The 15,187-nt window shown below is 74.3% G+C and carries 16 protein-coding genes; 10 read left to right on the plus strand and 6 right to left on the minus strand.

Annotated features, from left to right (window positions below):
- The first annotated feature begins 11 nt into the window (after positions 1-11).
- The 8 genes from ACI6QG_RS13270 to ACI6QG_RS13305 all read left to right on the plus strand — a co-directional run bounded on the left by ACI6QG_RS13270 (position 12) and on the right by ACI6QG_RS13305 (position 8,598).
- Positions 12-1,142, plus strand: coding sequence for a GTPase family protein (locus tag ACI6QG_RS13270; protein WP_407025050.1), 1,131 nt, complete (start codon positions 12-14; stop codon positions 1,140-1,142).
- A complete protein-coding gene (locus ACI6QG_RS13275) occupies positions 1,139-2,479 on the plus strand; it encodes a hypothetical protein (RefSeq protein WP_407025051.1) in 1,341 nt (446 codons plus the stop codon). Before ACI6QG_RS13270 ends, ACI6QG_RS13275 begins: the two co-directional genes overlap by 4 nt.
- Before the next feature lie 102 nt (positions 2,480-2,581).
- The gene (gene atpH / locus ACI6QG_RS13280) at positions 2,582-3,157 is read left to right on the plus strand and encodes an ATP synthase F1 subunit delta (RefSeq protein WP_407025052.1); all 576 of its coding nucleotides are present in this window, start codon (positions 2,582-2,584) and stop codon (positions 3,155-3,157) included.
- Between the two features lie 2 nt (positions 3,158-3,159).
- The gene (atpA, locus tag ACI6QG_RS13285) at positions 3,160-4,692 is read left to right on the plus strand and encodes a F0F1 ATP synthase subunit alpha (RefSeq protein WP_407025053.1); all 1,533 of its coding nucleotides are present in this window, start codon (positions 3,160-3,162) and stop codon (positions 4,690-4,692) included.
- A gap of 21 nt (positions 4,693-4,713) precedes the next feature.
- Complete coding sequence (locus tag ACI6QG_RS13290) at positions 4,714-5,595, plus strand: F0F1 ATP synthase subunit gamma (protein ID WP_407025054.1); 882 nt, start codon at positions 4,714-4,716, stop codon at positions 5,593-5,595.
- A gap of 71 nt (positions 5,596-5,666) precedes the next feature.
- Complete coding sequence (atpD, locus tag ACI6QG_RS13295; protein ID WP_407025055.1) at positions 5,667-7,094, plus strand: F0F1 ATP synthase subunit beta; 1,428 nt, start codon at positions 5,667-5,669, stop codon at positions 7,092-7,094.
- A gap of 197 nt (positions 7,095-7,291) precedes the next feature.
- A complete protein-coding gene (atpC, locus tag ACI6QG_RS13300; protein WP_407025056.1) occupies positions 7,292-7,702 on the plus strand; it encodes an ATP synthase F1 subunit epsilon in 411 nt (136 codons plus the stop codon).
- Between the two features lie 59 nt (positions 7,703-7,761).
- Complete coding sequence (locus ACI6QG_RS13305) at positions 7,762-8,598, plus strand: acyl-ACP desaturase (protein ID WP_407025057.1); 837 nt, start codon at positions 7,762-7,764, stop codon at positions 8,596-8,598.
- Positions 8,599-8,611: 13 nt separating this feature from the next.
- On the opposite strand, the gene ACI6QG_RS13310 is transcribed toward ACI6QG_RS13305, so the two are convergent.
- From ACI6QG_RS13310 to ACI6QG_RS13325, 4 genes are all read right to left on the minus strand, one after another.
- Positions 8,612-8,752 (minus strand): hypothetical protein, encoded by a 141-nt coding sequence (locus tag ACI6QG_RS13310; protein ID WP_407025058.1) that lies wholly within the window; start codon positions 8,750-8,752, stop codon positions 8,612-8,614.
- A gap of 154 nt (positions 8,753-8,906) precedes the next feature.
- Positions 8,907-9,641, minus strand: a complete 735-nt coding sequence (locus tag ACI6QG_RS13315; RefSeq protein WP_407025059.1) for a pyridoxine 5'-phosphate synthase — start codon at positions 9,639-9,641, stop codon at positions 8,907-8,909.
- Positions 9,626-10,573, minus strand: a complete 948-nt coding sequence (pdxA, locus tag ACI6QG_RS13320; protein ID WP_407025135.1) for a 4-hydroxythreonine-4-phosphate dehydrogenase PdxA — start codon at positions 10,571-10,573, stop codon at positions 9,626-9,628. The genes ACI6QG_RS13315 and pdxA overlap by 16 nt, the downstream gene beginning before the upstream one ends.
- An 11-nt stretch (positions 10,574-10,584) precedes the next feature.
- Positions 10,585-11,721 carry an aminotransferase class V-fold PLP-dependent enzyme gene (locus ACI6QG_RS13325; protein ID WP_407025060.1) on the minus strand — a complete coding sequence of 379 codons (1,137 nt, stop codon included), beginning with the start codon at positions 11,719-11,721 and terminating at the stop codon, positions 10,585-10,587.
- A 29-nt stretch (positions 11,722-11,750) separates the two neighbouring features.
- On the opposite strand from ACI6QG_RS13325, the gene ACI6QG_RS13330 reads away from it, so the two are divergent.
- Entirely contained in the window at positions 11,751-12,569 is an 819-nt protein-coding gene (locus ACI6QG_RS13330; protein ID WP_407025061.1) for a tryptophan 2,3-dioxygenase, read from the plus strand.
- 6 nt (positions 12,570-12,575) lie between these two features.
- Here ACI6QG_RS13330 and ACI6QG_RS13335 read toward each other — a convergent pair whose 3' ends face one another.
- Positions 12,576-13,460, minus strand: a complete 885-nt coding sequence (locus ACI6QG_RS13335) for a glycosyltransferase family 2 protein (RefSeq protein ID WP_407025062.1) — start codon at positions 13,458-13,460, stop codon at positions 12,576-12,578.
- Positions 13,457-14,344, minus strand: a complete 888-nt coding sequence (locus ACI6QG_RS13340) for a hypothetical protein (RefSeq protein WP_407025064.1) — start codon at positions 14,342-14,344, stop codon at positions 13,457-13,459. Before ACI6QG_RS13340 ends, ACI6QG_RS13335 begins: the two co-directional genes overlap by 4 nt.
- Positions 14,345-14,455: 111 nt before the next feature.
- On the opposite strand from ACI6QG_RS13340, the gene ACI6QG_RS13345 reads away from it, so the two are divergent.
- Positions 14,456-15,187 (plus strand): urease accessory protein UreH domain-containing protein, encoded by a 732-nt coding sequence (locus tag ACI6QG_RS13345; RefSeq protein ID WP_407025065.1) that lies wholly within the window; start codon positions 14,456-14,458, stop codon positions 15,185-15,187.

Here is a 15,187-nt window from a genome sequence, read left to right on the forward strand (position 1 = left end):
TTTCCCCGGGCATGCCCGGCCCCTTCGCTTCCCTGTGGTCCTCCCTGGAGGACGCGCTGTTCACCCGCCGCCCCGGCCCGCCCCCGGCGGCCCAGGCCCCGGTCATCTGGCTGCTGGGCAAGACCGGCGCCGGCAAGACCGCCATCATCGCCGCCCTGACCGGCGATTCGCGCGCCGAGATCGGCCGCGGCTACGCCCCCTGTACCCGCTCGGCCCGGCTGTACGACGTGCCGGAGGACGCGCCCCTGCTGCGCTTCCTCGACACCCGCGGCCTGGGCGAGGCGCGCTACGACCCGGCGGAGGACATCGCCTTCGCCGAATCGCAGTCGCACTTGGTGCTGGCGGTGATGCAGGCCGCCGACCCCGACCAGGCCGCCCTGCTGTCCGTGCTGCGCGAGGTGCGGCGCCGCCACCCCGAATGGCCGGTGCTGGCGGCGCAGACCGGGCTGCATCGCCTCTACCCGCCCGGCGCCGCCCATGCCGAGCCCTGGGACGAGGCCGCCGCCCCCGAGGCGCTGCGCCGCGCCCTGGCCGCCCAGCGCGCCGCCTTCGCCGGCCTGGCCGACGGCTTCGTGCCGCTGGACTTCACCCAGGGCACCCACCAGCCCGCCCTGTACCGGCTGGAGGCCCTGCGCGCGGCCATCGCGCAGCATGGCGGCGAGGTCGCGGCCCGGCTGCGCGGCCTGGGCACGGATGAGGGGCAGGACCGGCTGCGCGCCCGCGCCCGGCGCACCGTCAACGGCTACGCCGCCCTGGCCGGCGGCACCGGGGCGGTGCCCATCCCCATCGCCGGCATCGGCGGGCTGGTGGCCATGCAGGGGCTGATGCTGCGCTCGCTCGCCGCGCGCTTCGGCGTGGAATGGACCCGGCGCGACTTCGCCGAGTTCGCCGGCATGGTCGGCGCCGGCGCCCTGGGCGGATTCGCCCTGCGCTACGGCGCCACCGAGTTGCTGAAGCTGGTGCCCTTCGGCGGCACCCTGGCCGCCGGGGCGGTGAACGCCGCCGCCGCCGCCGCCTTGACCAAGGCGATGGGCGAGGCCGCCATCGCCTTCCTGGCGCACCGACGCCTGGGCGCCGCCGTGCCCGCCGGCACGGTGCGCGCCGCCTTCGCCGAGGCGCTGCAAGGGGCCTGGGCCCGATGAGCGCCTGGCTGCGCCAGTGGTGGCGCGAATCGCTGCTGGTGGCGGTGCTGGCCCTGCCCTGGCTTTCCCTGCTGGCGCTGGGCGCGGTGTGGCTGTGGCAGAGCGGCCACGTGCTGGAATGGGCGGTCGGCGCCGCGCTGCTGGCCCTGCTGGCCTGGCCGCTGCGCCGCGCCGTGCGCGCCCGCGCCGCCGCCCGCCTGGCCGCCACCCTGGCCGCCCGCCGCGGCTTCGACCCCGAGGAGGACACGGCGGAGGACAAGGCCGCCCGCGCCCTGGTGGAGGCGCGCATCGCCGCCGCCGGCCCGCTGGACCTCAGCGACCGCGCCGCGGTGGAGGGCAGCCTGCGCCCGCTGGTGGAGGACGTGGCCCGCCACTACCACCCCGCGGCCCGGCGCCCGGTGCTGGAGGTGACGCCGCCCGAGCTGCTGCTGCTGCTGGAGCGCCTGAGCAACCGCCTGCGCCGCTTCATCCGCGACGTCCCCCTGGCCGACCGCGCCACGCTGGACCGCCTGGCCACCGCCGGCGACTTCTGGACCCGGCACGGCGGCACCCTGACCCGCGCCTACGAGGTGGCGGACGCCGCCTGGCGGATGTCGCGCTTCGCCCGCAACCCGGCCTCCGCCCTGCTGCGCGAGGCGGCGCGCATCGCCGACGTCTCGGCCACCGGCCTGCTGTCCGACGCCGCCGCGCAGCAGGCCCACCGCGCCCTGCTGCGCGAGGCGGGCGACGCCGCCATCGCCCTGTATTCCGGCCGCCTGCGGATGAGCGAGGCCGAGCTGGCCGCCCTGGCCGCGCCCCCGCCGGAGGAGCGGCCGCTGCACCTCGCCATCCTCGGCCGGCCGGGGGCGGGGGTGACCACCCTGGCCGCCCTGCTGGAAGCCCCGGCGCGGGAGCGCGGCTTCGTCCTGCTCGACCGCGGCGACTGGGCCAAGGCCGACGCCGTGCTGCTGCTGACCCCCGCCCTGCGCCCGGACCGCGAGCCCGACCGCGCCGTGCTGGAGGCGGTGCGCGCCGCCGCCGGCGCCGCCCCGCCGCCCATCCTGGTGGCGATGACCCACGCCGACGCCCTGCCCCCGGCCGAGCGCGGCCCCGCCTGCCGCGCGGTGGCCGAGGCGCTCGACGTGGCGGAGGTGCTGCCCCTGGCCCTGCCGCCGGGCGGCGCGCCCCAGGGCTTCGAGGCGCTGCTGCCGGCGCTGGAGCGCGAGAAGCCCGCCGCCCGCCGCGCCCGCGGCCAGCGCCTGCGCGACGGCGCCCGCCGGCTGGACCTGGGCGCGGAGGCCGGCAAGCTGCTGCGCACCGGCCGGGCGCTGCTGGATGGGCTGGCTTCCCGGAAATAGGACCCTTCCGCTTGGTTGCCGCCCCGCAAGCCGTGTGTTAGAGCGCGCCCGCCCGGCGGTTCCCGCCCGGGCACCTCCACGGAACAGGACCGGGACCGCCAGGTGGCCGAGACCATTTCCCAAGACACGCCGGTCGCCACGCGCTACGCGCTGGCCCTGCTGGCCCGCGCCGACGAGCTGCGCGCCGCCGACCCGGGGGCGCTGGACGCCATCGCCGCCGGGCTGGACCAGCTCGCCCGCATGGCGGCCGAGGGCGGCGCCTTCGCGGCCTTCCTCAACGACCCGCGCCTGTCCGCCAAGGACCAGCAGGCCGCCCTGCTGGCGCTGGCCGACAAGGCCGGGGTGCACCCGCAGGTGCGCAACTTCCTGGGCGTGCTGGTGAACAACCGGCGCCTGTCCTCGCTGCCGGCCGTGGCCGCCGCCTTCGGCGCCAAGCTGGCCGAGCGGCGCGGCACCCAGGTGGCCCACGTCACCTCCGCCTTCCCGCTCTCCGACGTGCAGCGCGCCCAGATCGTCGCGCGGCTGACGGAAAGCGGCTACTCCGGCGTCCAGCTGAACGAGACGGTGGACCGCTCCATCCTGGGCGGGCTGATCGTGCGCATCGGCTCCCGCCTCTACGACAACAGCATCAAGTCGAAGCTGCAGCGCCTGCAGTACGCCATGAAGGGGGCCGCCTGACCATGGACATCCGTCCCGCCGAGATTTCCGAGATCCTGAAGCAGCAGATCGCCAGCTTCGACAGCGAGGCCAACGTGGCCGAGGTCGGCACGGTGCTGACCGTGGGCGACGGCATCGCCCGCGTCTACGGCCTGCAGAACGTGATGGCCGGCGAGCTGGTGGAGTTCCCCTCCGCCGGCATCAAGGGCATGGCGCTGAACCTCGAGACCGACAACGTCGGCGTCGTGATCTTCGGCAACGACCAGGGCGTGAAGGAAGGCGACACGGTGCAGCGCACCGGCGCCATCGTGGACGTGCCGGTCGGCAAGGGCCTGCTGGGCCGCGTGGTGGACGGCCTGGGCAACCCGATCGACGGCAAGGGCCCGCTGGTGGACGTGACGCGCCGCCGCGCCGAGCTGAAGGCGCCGGGCATCATCCCCCGCAAGTCCGTGCATGAGCCCATGCAGACCGGCATCAAGGCCATCGACGCCCTGATCCCCATCGGCCGCGGCCAGCGCGAGCTGGTGATCGGTGACCGCCAGACCGGCAAGACCGCCGTGATCGTGGACACCATCATCAACCAGAAGGGCGTCAACGCCCAGGGCGACGAGGGCAAGAAGCTCTACTGCATCTACGTCGCCATCGGGCAGAAGCGCTCGACGGTGGCCCAGCTGGTGAAGCAGCTGGAGGAGAGCGGCGCGCTCGAGTACTCCATCATCGTCGCCGCCACCGCCTCCGACCCGGCGCCGATGCAGTTCCTGGCGCCCTACACCGGCTGCGCCATGGGCGAGTTCTTCCGCGACAACGGCATGCACGCCGTCATCTTCTACGACGACCTGTCCAAGCAGGCCGTCGCCTACCGCCAGATGTCGCTGCTGCTGCGCCGCCCGCCGGGCCGCGAGGCCTATCCGGGCGACGTGTTCTACCTGCACTCGCGCCTGCTGGAGCGGGCCGCCAAGATGAACGACGATTTCGGCGCCGGCAGCCTGACGGCGCTGCCGGTGATCGAGACGCAGGCGGGCGACGTGTCGGCCTACATCCCGACCAACGTGATCTCCATCACCGACGGCCAGATCTTCCTGGAGACGGAGCTGTTCTTCAAGGGCATCCGTCCCGCGGTGAACGTCGGCCTGTCCGTGTCCCGCGTGGGCTCGGCGGCGCAGATCAAGGCGATGAAGCAGGTCGCCGGCAAGATCAAGCTGGAGCTGGCGCAGTACCGCGAGATGGCGGCCTTCGCGCAGTTCTCCTCGGACCTCGACGCCTCCACCCAGGCGCTGCTGGCCCGCGGCGCCCGCCTGACGGAGCTGCTGAAGCAGCCGCAGTTCAAGCCGGTGCCGGTGGAGGAGCAGGTGGTGGCGATCTTCGCCGGCACCCGCGGCTACCTGGACAAGCTGCCGGTGAACAAGGTGGGCGAGTTCGAGAGCCGGCTGCTGGGCGAGCTGAAGTCCGCCGCGCCGGACATCCTGAACAGCATCCGCGCCGACCGCGAGATCAAGAAGGAGACGGAGGCCAAGCTCGTGTCCTTCCTCGACTCCTTCGCCAAGTCCTTCGCCTGACGTCCTGAGCGCGAGCCCGCCATGCCCAGCCTGAAGAGCCTGCGCGTGCGGATCAACAGCGTGAAGTCCACGCGGAAGATCACGCAGGCGATGAAGATGGTGGCCGCCGCCAAGCTGCGCCGCGCGCAGAGCCAGGCGGAGGCCGCGCGCCCCTATGCCGAGCGCATGGAGCGCATGCTGGCCTCGCTCGGCGCCTCGGTCGCCGGCAGCCCGGATGCGCCGCGGCTGCTGGTGGGCAGCGGCGGCGACGCCGTGCACCTGCTGGTGGTGGTCACGGCCGACCGCGGCCTGGCCGGGCCCTTCAACACCAATGTGGGCCGCTTCGCGCGCGCCCGCATCCGGGAGCTGGAGGCCCAGGGCAAGACGGTGAAGCTGCTGACGGTGGGCCGCAAGGGCGCCGCCTACCTGAAACGGGAGTTCGCCTCCCGCTTCGTGGGCGAGATCTCCTTCGCCGGCAAGAAGCGGCTGGAGTTCTCCGACGCCGCCGAGGTCGCCGCCCGCATCACCGCGATGCTGGAGGCGGGCGAGTTCGACGTCTGCGCGCTGGTGTACAACCGCTTCAAGAACGTCATCACCCAGGTGGCGACGGAGCAGCGGCTGATCCCCGCGCCGATGCCCGAGGGCACCGCGTCGGGCGACGCCGGCGGCGCCCTGTACGAGTACGAGCCGACCGAGGAGGAGATCCTCGCGCAGCTGCTGCCGCAGAACCTGGCCATCCAGGTCTACCGCGCCCTGCTGGAAAGCGCGGCCGGCGAGCAGGGCAGCCGCATGACGGCGATGGACAACGCCACGCGCAACGCGGGCGAGATGATCAACAAGCTGACGCTGAACTACAACCGCACGCGACAGGCCAACATCACCAAGGAGCTGATCGAGATCATCTCCGGTGCCGAGGCGGTCTGAGGATGCGATCGCAGAGCGCCGAGGGCGCGGCGCGTGAATCGCATCGCCCCAACGATTAAGGAGCCACGACGATGAAGAACAACGTTGGTCAGGTCACGCAGGTTCTCGGCGCCGTGGTGGACGTGCAGTTCCCCGCCGAGCTGCCGGCCATCCTCAACGCCCTGCACGTGGACGTGAACGGGCAGAAGCTGGTGCTCGAGGTCGCGCAGCACCTGGGCGAGCGCACCGTGCGCACCATCGCCATGGACACCACCGACGGCCTGACGCGCGGCGCCCAGGCGGTGGACACCGGCTCGGGCATCTCCGTCCCGGTCGGCCCGGCCACGCTGGGCCGCATCCTCAACGTCATCGGCGAGCCGATCGACGAGCGCGGCCCGGTGGGCGCCACCCAGTTCTTCCCCATCCACCGCGAGGCCCCGGCCTTCGAGGAGCAGGCGACCAGCGCCGAGATCCTGGTCACCGGCATCAAGGTCATCGACCTGCTGGCCCCCTACCTGAAGGGCGGCAAGATCGGCCTGTTCGGTGGCGCCGGCGTCGGCAAGACCGTGACCATCCAGGAGCTGATCAACAACGTCGCCAAGGCGCATGGCGGCGTGTCCGTCTTCGCCGGGGTGGGCGAGCGCACGCGCGAGGGCAACGACCTCTACCACGAGATGGTGGACGCCGGCGTCATCAAGCTGGGCGAGGGCACCACCGAGGGCTCCAAGGTGGCGCTGGTCTACGGCCAGATGAACGAGCCGCCGGGCGCGCGCGCCCGCGTGGCCCTGTCGGGCCTGTCCATCGCGGAGTACTTCCGCGACGAGCAGGGCCAGGACGTGCTGTTCTTCATCGACAACATCTTCCGCTTCACCCAGGCCGGCGCCGAGGTGTCGGCGCTGCTGGGCCGCATCCCCTCCGCGGTGGGCTACCAGCCGACGCTGTCCACCGACATGGGCGCGCTGCAGGAGCGCATCACCTCCACCAAGAAGGGCTCCATCACCTCCGTGCAGGCCATCTACGTGCCGGCGGACGACCTGACGGACCCGGCGCCCGCCACCTCCTTCGCCCACCTGGACGCCACCACGGTGCTCAACCGCTCCATCGCCGAGCTGGGCATCTTCCCGGCGGTGGACCCGCTCGACTCCACGAGCCGCGCGCTCGACCCGCGCATCGTGGGCGACGAGCACTACCGCGTGGCGCGCGAGGTGCAGCGCATCCTGCAGACCTACAAGTCCCTGCAGGACATCATCGCCATCCTGGGCATGGATGAGCTGAGCGAGGAGGACAAGCTGGTGGTGGCGCGCGCGCGCAAGATCCAGCGCTTCCTGAGCCAGCCCTTCCACGTGGCCGAGGTGTTCACCGGCACGCCGGGCGTGTTCGTGAAGCTGGACGACACCGTGCGCTCCTTCGCCGCCATCTGCTCCGGCGAGTACGACCACCTGCCCGAGGCCGCCTTCTACATGGTCGGCACCATTGAAGAAGCCGTGAAGAAGGGAGAAACCTTGAAGCAGGCCGCTTGAACGGCTTCTTCAATGGTTCGTCTTTAGTGCCCTCAGACGCCGGGCGGCGGCGCCGCCGCCTTGGCTTCCGCGCCTGCCACGGGTGCGCCGGCTGGGAAGCCGGTCTGGGCGCGGCGCCGGCGTTGCCGGCGCATCCTCAGTTCGCGGTGCCGGTCCCGGCCGGCCACCTCATCCGGTAGGTCCTTAGGGGGGCTCTGATGGCCAACTTCCAGCTCGAACTCGTCTCGCCGGAAAAGCTGCTCCTCTCGCGCGAGGTGGAGATGGCGATCATCCCCGCCGCCGAGGGCGAGATGGGCGTGCTCGCCGGCCACGCGCCGATGATCGTGGCGCTGCGCGGCGGCACCATCCGCGTGCGCGAGAACGGCGCCGAGACCGAGCGCCTGTTCGTCGCCGGCGGCTTCGCCGAGATCACCCCCACCCGCGTCACCGTCCTGGCCGACGAGGCGACGCCGGTCGCCGCGCTGAGCCGCGCCGAGGCCGACCGCCGCGTGGCCGAGGCCGAGGCCGCCTACCAGGCCGCCGCCATGGACACGCCGGAGAAGCGCGACGCCGCCATGGCCCGCCTGCTGGCGATGCGCGCCATGCGCGACGCCGCCCAGGCGAACTGAACGCGGCCAGTTGAGCCCGCCCGCTTGATTCGGGCCGCGCTTGGGCGCATGTCGCGCCCATGAAGCACTGGACGATCGAGCAGGTGGCGTGGGATCGCTTCGACCCCGCGAAGGTGGACCCCGGCGTCATCACCCTGGTCAAGTCCGCCGCCATGGTCGAGCGCAACGGCGACGACTACGCCGCCTACCTGAAATCGGTCTTCGTGGGCGACCCCGACTTCGCCGCCGCCGCCGACAACTGGGCGGAGGAGGAGAACCAGCACGGCGACGCGCTGGGCAAGTGGGCGATGCTGGCCGACCCCGCCTTCGACTACCGCGCCGCCTTCGCGCGCTACCGCGCCGGCTTCCGCATCGACGTCACCGCCGACGCCTCCGTCCGCGGCTCCCGCACCGGCGAGCTGATCGCGCGCTGCATGGTGGAGACCGGCACCTCCTCCTACTACACTGCGCTGGGCGAGGCGTCGGAGGAGCCGGTGCTGAAGGAGATCTGCCGCCTGATCGCGGCGGACGAGTACCGCCACTTCAAGCTGTTCTACGACCACATGAAGCGCTACCTGCAGCGCGAGAACCTGTCCTTCCCCCGCCGCCTGCGCGTGGCGCTGGGCCGCATCGGCGAGACGGAGGATGACGAGCTCGCCTTCGCCTACCACTGCGCGAACGAGCCGGAATCCATGGCCTACGACCACGGCCGCTGCTCGGCCGCCTACATGGGCCGCTCCATGGCCTATTACCGCTTCCGCCACATCGAGCGCGGCATGGGCATGATCTTCAAGTCCATCGGGCTGGAACCGCGCGGGCGGATGTCCGCCGTGGCGGCCCGCGCCTCCTGGAAGCTGCTGGAATGGAAGCGCGACCGCTTCCTGCGCCAGGCCGCCGCGCTGCCCCGCGCCGCCTGAGCGCCGCCGGGCGTCAGAACTGCAGCCCGGCCATCCAGAACAGGAACAGCAGGAACCCCATGGAGGCGGCGCCCTGCGCGCTGTAGGACAGCAGCGACTGCTGCTCCTCGCGCCGGCGCGGCAGGGACTTCATCAGGGTCATGTTGGTCTGCATGGCGGCGTCCTTCCGGTGTCGCGGCGGGCCACCATCGGCCCTGCCTGCCCGGGGCAATGCAGGGTCCGTGCCAGTCAATGCCCAGGCGTTGCAAGCCAGGGAAAACACGGGTTTGCCCGCGGCGCGCCCCGCCGGGCCAGCCGCGAAGCGCGAATCAGCCCCGCATTTCGCGAATCGCATCCCGCATGCGCCGCACCGCGCCGGCCAGCCCGCCCTCGAACAGCGCCGCGCCGACCAGGAAGTGGCCGATGGACACCTCCTCCACCTCCGGCATGGCGGCGATGGCGCCCACCGTGTCGAAGCCCAGCCCGTGCCCGGCATGCACCTTCAGCCCCAGCGCGGCGGCGGCGCGCGCGCCCTCGGCCAGGCGGGCGGCCAGGGCGGGGCGGTCCGCGGGGGCGGCATCGGCATAGGTGCCGGTGTGCAACTCCACCGCCTGGGCGCCGATCCGCGCCGCCTCGGCGATCTGCGCGGCGTCGGGCTCGACGAACAGCGCCACCTCGATGCCGGCCGCCGCCAGCTCGCGCACTTGGGCTTCCAGGGCGGGGCCGGCGCGCAGGACGTCCAGCCCGCCCTCCGTGGTCAGCTCCTGGCGCTTTTCCGGCACGATGCAGCAGGCGGCCAGGGCGTGGCCGGCCCGCAGGCGCAGGGCGATGGCCACCATCTCCGCCGTGCCGGCCATCTCGAAGTTCAGGCGGGTGGGCACCTCGGCGGCGATGCGGAACACGTCGGCGTCGCGGATGTGGCGGCGGTCCTCGCGCAGGTGCAGGGTGATGCCGTCCGCCCCCGCGTCCAGGCATGCGCGCGCCGCGCGCACCGGGCAGGGGTGGCCGCCGCCGCGGGCGTTCCGCAGCGTGGCGACGTGGTCGATGTTCACCGAGAGGCGCATGGGCGGGTCCTGAGGAGCTGGTCGGCCAGCCGCAGCGCGGCCAGCAGGGAATGGGGGGAGGCGATGCCGCGCCCGGCGATGTCCAGCGCGGTGCCGTGGTCCGGGCTGGTGCGGATGACCGACAGGCCGAGCGTCACGTTCACCCCGCCCTCCATGTCCAGCGTCTTGAGGGGGATCAGCGCCTGGTCGTGATACAGGCAGATGGCGGCGTCGTAGGTCGGGCGGGCGAGCGCGGTGAACAGCGTGTCCGGCGGGTGCGGGCCGGTGGCGAGGATGCCCTCGGCGCGCAGCAGCGCCACGGCGGGGGCGACGATGGCCTGGTCCTCATGGCCCAGCGTGCCGGCCTCGCCGGCATGGGGGTTCAGCCCGGCGACCGCGAGGCGCGGCTGCGCGATGCCGAAGTCGCGCACCAGCGCGGCATGGGTGATGCGGGCATGCTCCGCGATCAGCTCCGGCGTCAGGCGGGCGATGGCCCGCGCCAGGGGCTCGTGCACCGTCACCGGCACCACGCGCAGTTCCGGGCATGCCAGCATCATCACCGGGGGCACGCCGGTGCCGGCGAGTTCGCCCAGGAACTCGGTGTGGCCGGGATGCGGGAAGCCGGCGGCGGTCAGCACGGATTTCTGGATGGGGCAGGTGACGACGGCACCGGCCCGCCCGGCCTGGGCCAGCGCCACCGCCTCGGCGATGGCGGCGATGACGGCGGGGGCGTTGCGCGGCTCCAGCACGCCGGGCGTGGCGGGGGCGGGCAGGGGGCGGTGCAGCACCGGCAGGGCGTGGCCGAAGGCGGCCGCCGCTTCCTCGATGGATGCCACCCGCGCCACCGGCACGCCGGCATACAGCGCGGCATCGCCCAGCACGCAGAAGGGCGGCGCGCCGGCAAGCCACGCCTTGGCCGTCACCTCCGGGCCGATGCCGACGGGCTCGCCCATGCTCAGCGCGATCACGGGTGCAGCCGCGCCAGCAACGCGTCCACCTCGTCGAAGGTCTGGTAGATCCCGAAGCCCAGGCGCAGCCGGGTGCCGCGGCGGTCGGTCACCACGCCGCGCGACTCCAGCCGCCGGTGCCATGCCTCCGCATCCGGCAGGTCCAGGCACAGGAAGTTGCCGCGCATCGGTTCGTCCACGGGCACCACCAGCCGCGCCCCGTCCAGCCCGGTGCCCGCCAGCCCCGCCACGAAGCGCGCCGCCAGCGCCCGGGCATGGGCGTGGATCTCCGCCACCGTCACGCCGCGCTCCTCCAGCCAGCGCAGCGCCGCCACCTGCCGGAACAGCCCCGAGGGGTCGAAGGTCGCGCCCATGAAGCGCATGCCGTCCGCCGCATAGGGCACGCCGCGCTGCGCGCCGGACAGCGCGCCGAAGGCGGCGTACCAGCCGGTGTCGCGCGGCCGCGGCAGCCAGCCGGGGGGCGCGTGCAGGAAGGCGCAGCCCTCGCCCCCCATGGCGTATTTGTAGCCGCCGGAGAGGTAGAAGGCGCGGTGCGCGACGGCGGAAAGGTCGGTCGGGCGGGCCATGAAGCCGTGGTAGCCATCCAGCACCAGCACGGCGTCCGGCCCGGCGGCCTCGGTCACCGCCGCGGGGTCCACCGCCCAGCCCGAGTTGAAGAACACCTGGGACACCCACACCAGGTCGAAGCCCGCCTTCGCCGCCGTGGCCAGCCGCTCCGGCACCGCAGGGCCGGGCTCGGACTCCACGCGGGTGACGGAAACCAGCCCTTCCTCCTCCAGCCGGGCGATCTGCCGGCCGAAGGAATGGAACTCGCCGGTGGTGGTCAGCACGCGCGGGCGTTCCGGCAGGGCGGACAGGATGCGGCCGACGAACTCGTGGGTGTTGGGCGCGAAGCACAGCGTGCCGGGGTCGGGCAGGTTCAGCAGGGCGGCGATGCGCGCCTGCGCCTCCCGCCACAGCGGGCCCAGCACCTCGTCCCACTTGCCGTCCTGCAGCCGCGCCGCGCAGTCCCACGCCGCCAGCTGGGCGGCGCGCGTGGCATCCGGCCAGGGATGGTGGCTGTGCGCCGCGAAATGCAGCCGCCCCGGCTGGCTGCCGAGGAAGTGGGAAAAATCCGCGCGAAGGTCCAGCATGGCCGCCTCATCATGGAGGCAATCGCGGCATGGGCGAAGGCATCACCACCGATTTCAGCGCGCGGATGTCCTATGGCGACTACCTGGGGCTGGACACGCTGCTGGCCGCCCAGCGCACCCTGTCGGGCCATCACGACGAGCACCTCTTCATCGCCATCCACCAGGTGCAGGAGCTGTGGATGAAGCTGATGCTGCACGAACTCTCCCTGGCGATGGACCGCATCCGCGCCGACGACCTCGGCCCCGCCTTCAAGGCCACCGCCCGCGTCGCGCGCATCCAGCACGAGATGACCGATGCCTGGGACGTGCTGGCGACCATGACGCCCAACGACTTCGCCGCCTTCCGCGGGGTGCTGGGCTCCTCCTCCGGCTTCCAGTCCTGGCAGTACCGGCTGCTGGAGTTCCGCCTGGGCGGCAAGGACCCCGCCAAGCTGGCGCCGCACCGCCACCGCCCCGACCTGCACGCGGTGCTGGAGCAGGCGCTGGCCGCGCCGAGCCTGTACGACGAGGCGCTGCGCCTGCTGCACCGCCGCGGCCACCCCATCCCGCCCGAGGTGCTGGAGCGCGACCCGACGCGGCGCCACGCCCCGCACCCCGCGGTCACCGCCGCCTGGGCCGCCATCTACCGCGCCGGCGAGCGGGAGATGCAGCTCTACGAACTGGCGGAGGAGCTGGTGGACATCGAGGACAGCTTCCAGACCTGGCGCTTCCGCCACATGCGCACGGTGGAGCGCATCATCGGCTCGCTGCCCGGCACCGGCGGCAGTGCCGGCGTGTCCTACCTGAAGGGCGTGCTGGACCACCGCTTCTTCCCCGAGCTGTTCGAGGCGCGGACCATGCTGGGCTGAGGCGCCTCAGCCCCCGTCCTGGCGGTCCAGCCAGGCGCGGATGGTCAGGCCGGGCTCGGGCTCGGCCAGGCCCAGCGCGCGCTGCACCGCGGGCGCCAGCAGGGTGATGCGCCGCCGGCCCTCCACGAAGATGCGCGCCTCCTCCTCCAGGTCGTCCACCTCGGCCGTGGCGTCCAGCGGCAGGGTGTTGGTGCCGTCCGATTTCTGCACGTACAGGCCGACCGCGTGCTCGATGCCGCTGAAATCCGCCGGGGCGGCGGCGCAGACGCGCAGCAGCAGGTCGTAGTCCTCCTCCCGCGTCAGCATCGGCTCCAGGCGCAGCAGCCCCTCGGGCAGCCGGGCGCGGTCCAGCAGCCAGGAGTGCAGGGGGGCGAAGTTGGCGCGGAACAGCTCGCCCAGGCTGCGGCCGGTGAAGGGCTGTCGGCGCCCCTGCGCCAGCAGCAGCGGGCCGCTCACCAGGGTGGGCACCGCGGGGGTGCGGCCGAAGGCGATGGCCGCCCCGCTGGCGCGCAGCCGGCCGATGAGGTGCGCGTGCGCGCCGCCCAGCAGCAGGTCGTCATGGTCCAGGAAGCCCAGGTAGCGCCCGCGCGCCCGGGCGATGCCCAGGTTGGCCAGCACCGCGCGGCCGTCCGGTGGCTCAGGCTCCGGGTGGTTGGCCAGCGTCGCCGTCAGCCCCGACCACGCCAGGATGGGCTCCAGCGCGGCGCGCAGCGCGGCCTGCGCCGCCCCGTCGAAGCGCTGCGTGCAGACCAGGACGTGCTGCGGCCGGTGCTCCTGCGCCGCAACCGACAGCACCGCCCGGCGCAGCTCCTCCAGCCGGGAGGGGTCGTGCAGGCGGATGACGGTGTCCACGCCCTCCGCCGCGTGGCGCGGGTCGGCCGGGGCGGTCATCTCCATCGGGCCCCGGCGGCGCTGCCTCCCGCCGGCGGCGGCGCCAGCAGCAGCGCGTGCGGCACCAGGCGCAGCGCGAAGCCCGCCGCCGCGGCGCGCCGGCCCAGCCCCGCTGCCGCCTCCGGGCCGGCCCAGCCGGCGGCCTCCCAGGCGGCGCGCGGCATGGCCCAGCCGTGCGGGGACAGCCAGGGGATGTCGAAGCGGTCCGGGTCGAAGGGGCGGGGGTTCTCGTCGGGAAAGGCCGTCGCCTCCAGCACCGCCCGGCCCTCCGCCGCCAGGTGCGCCTGCGCCAGGCGCCACAGGCACTGCGTGTCCAGCGCCGCGCCCTCCGGCACGGCCATCGCCAGATCCGCCCCGGCCGCGAAGGCGGCCTCCGGCGCCGGGAAGACGCGCGCCCAGCCCGGCAGGCGCGCGGCTGCCAGCGAGGCATGCAGCCGCGCCGACCCACCCCCCGGCGCCACCAGCCCGACGCCGATGGCGGGCGGCGCGAGGTCCAGCCCCAGCACGCGGCGATGCGCCGCCGCCTGGGCTGGGGTGACGGGCAGCGGGGTCAGGGCCGCCGCCCCTGGCGCCCCTGTTGCCGCCGCCGGGGCCGGGGCGGGCGGCGGCAACAGGGGCGGCAGGGGCGGCGGCGCGGCGGGCTCCGCCTCCGCCCGCAGCCGGCGGGTCAGCGCGCGCAGCGGCGCCGAGAGCCGCCAGGAGCGCGAGGACAGCAGGGCGCGGATGACGGCGTCGCGCTGCTCCAGCGCCGCCTGCGCCTGCTCCAGCGCCGCGCGCAGCTGCAGGATCTCCGCGGCCAGGCTCTCGCGCGGGCGCAGGCGCAGGCGGAAGGCGGCGGTCTTGGCCCCCGCCGGAGCTGGCTCTGCCTCTTGCGGCCCGGTCATGGCGTGCAAGCACCATGTTCCCGGCGCCGGCGCAAGCGCGGCGCGCGCCCGCCCGCCGCGCGGTTTGACGTGGCGCAAGGCGCGGCGGCGGCCGCCCTGCCAGGAAGGCGCATGCTGCTGGATTGCCTGCACGGCCTCGCCGCCCTCGGCCCCTCCGGGGTGCCGGCGCTGATGGGCGCGCTGTTCCTGGCCGGGCTGGCCGGGGGGCTGACCCATTGCGCCGGCATGTGCGGCCCCTTCGTGCTGGCCCAGGCGGGCGCGCGGGCGGATGCGGCGCTGTCAGGCGGGGCGCTGCGGCGGCTGGCCGGGGCGGCGCTGTGGCCCTACCACCTCGGCCGCGCCACCGGCTACGTGGCGCTGGGCGCGCTGGCCGGCGGGCTGGGCGGGGCGCTGGCGGGGCTGGCGGGGCTGCGCTTCCTGGGCGCGGGGCTGCTGCTGCTGGCGGCGCTGCTGATGCTGGCCCAGGGCTCGGCGCGGCTGGCCGCCCTGCTGCCCCGCCTGCCGGCGCCCCGGCTGCCGGCGGCGCTGGACGCGCGCATCGGCCCCCTGCTGGCCGCCCCCGGCCCCTGGGCGCAGTACCGGCTGGGGCTGTTGCTCTCGGCGCTGCCCTGCGGGCTGCTGTGGGGCGCGCTGGCCGGGGCGGCGGCCGCCGGCTCGGCCCTGGCGGGCGGGCTGGCCATGCTGGGCTTCGTGGCCGGCACGGTGCCGGCGCTGGTGGGGGTGGCGGCGCTGGGCGGCTTCTTCCGGCGCCTCGCCGGGCCGCGGGCGCGCGTCGCCGCCGGGGCGCTGTTCGTGCTGAACGGCGCGGTGCTGGCCGGGCTGGCGCTGCGCCTGCTGGCCTGA

The organism is Sabulicella flocculans, from assembly GCF_045449635.1.
Lineage (GTDB): Bacteria > Pseudomonadota > Alphaproteobacteria > Acetobacterales > Acetobacteraceae > Roseococcus.

What these genes read in the sequence shown, in the direction of transcription:
- atpC (WP_407025056.1), top strand. Translation starts at nt 7,292, where the DNA reads ATGGCCAACTTCCAGCTCGAACTCGTCTCGCCGGAAAAGCTGCTCCTC.
- ACI6QG_RS13270 (WP_407025050.1), top strand. Translation starts at nt 12, where the DNA reads ATGCCCGGCCCCTTCGCTTCCCTGTGGTCCTCCCTGGAGGACGCGCTG.
- atpD (WP_407025055.1), top strand. Translation starts at nt 5,667, where the DNA reads ATGAAGAACAACGTTGGTCAGGTCACGCAGGTTCTCGGCGCCGTGGTG.
- ACI6QG_RS13325 (WP_407025060.1), bottom strand. Translation starts at nt 11,721, where the DNA reads ATGCTGGACCTTCGCGCGGATTTTTCCCACTTCCTCGGCAGCCAGCCG.
- ACI6QG_RS13310 (WP_407025058.1), bottom strand. Translation starts at nt 8,752, where the DNA reads ATGCAGACCAACATGACCCTGATGAAGTCCCTGCCGCGCCGGCGCGAG.
- ACI6QG_RS13340 (WP_407025064.1), bottom strand. Translation starts at nt 14,344, where the DNA reads ATGACCGGGCCGCAAGAGGCAGAGCCAGCTCCGGCGGGGGCCAAGACC.
- ACI6QG_RS13330 (WP_407025061.1), top strand. Translation starts at nt 11,751, where the DNA reads ATGGGCGAAGGCATCACCACCGATTTCAGCGCGCGGATGTCCTATGGC.
- ACI6QG_RS13345 (WP_407025065.1), top strand. Translation starts at nt 14,456, where the DNA reads ATGCTGCTGGATTGCCTGCACGGCCTCGCCGCCCTCGGCCCCTCCGGG.
- atpA (WP_407025053.1), top strand. Translation starts at nt 3,160, where the DNA reads ATGGACATCCGTCCCGCCGAGATTTCCGAGATCCTGAAGCAGCAGATC.
- ACI6QG_RS13315 (WP_407025059.1), bottom strand. Translation starts at nt 9,641, where the DNA reads ATGCGCCTCTCGGTGAACATCGACCACGTCGCCACGCTGCGGAACGCC.
- ACI6QG_RS13275 (WP_407025051.1), top strand. Translation starts at nt 1,139, where the DNA reads ATGAGCGCCTGGCTGCGCCAGTGGTGGCGCGAATCGCTGCTGGTGGCG.
- pdxA (WP_407025135.1), bottom strand. Translation starts at nt 10,573, where the DNA reads ATGGGCGAGCCCGTCGGCATCGGCCCGGAGGTGACGGCCAAGGCGTGG.
- ACI6QG_RS13335 (WP_407025062.1), bottom strand. Translation starts at nt 13,460, where the DNA reads ATGACCGCCCCGGCCGACCCGCGCCACGCGGCGGAGGGCGTGGACACC.
- ACI6QG_RS13305 (WP_407025057.1), top strand. Translation starts at nt 7,762, where the DNA reads ATGAAGCACTGGACGATCGAGCAGGTGGCGTGGGATCGCTTCGACCCC.
- ACI6QG_RS13290 (WP_407025054.1), top strand. Translation starts at nt 4,714, where the DNA reads ATGCCCAGCCTGAAGAGCCTGCGCGTGCGGATCAACAGCGTGAAGTCC.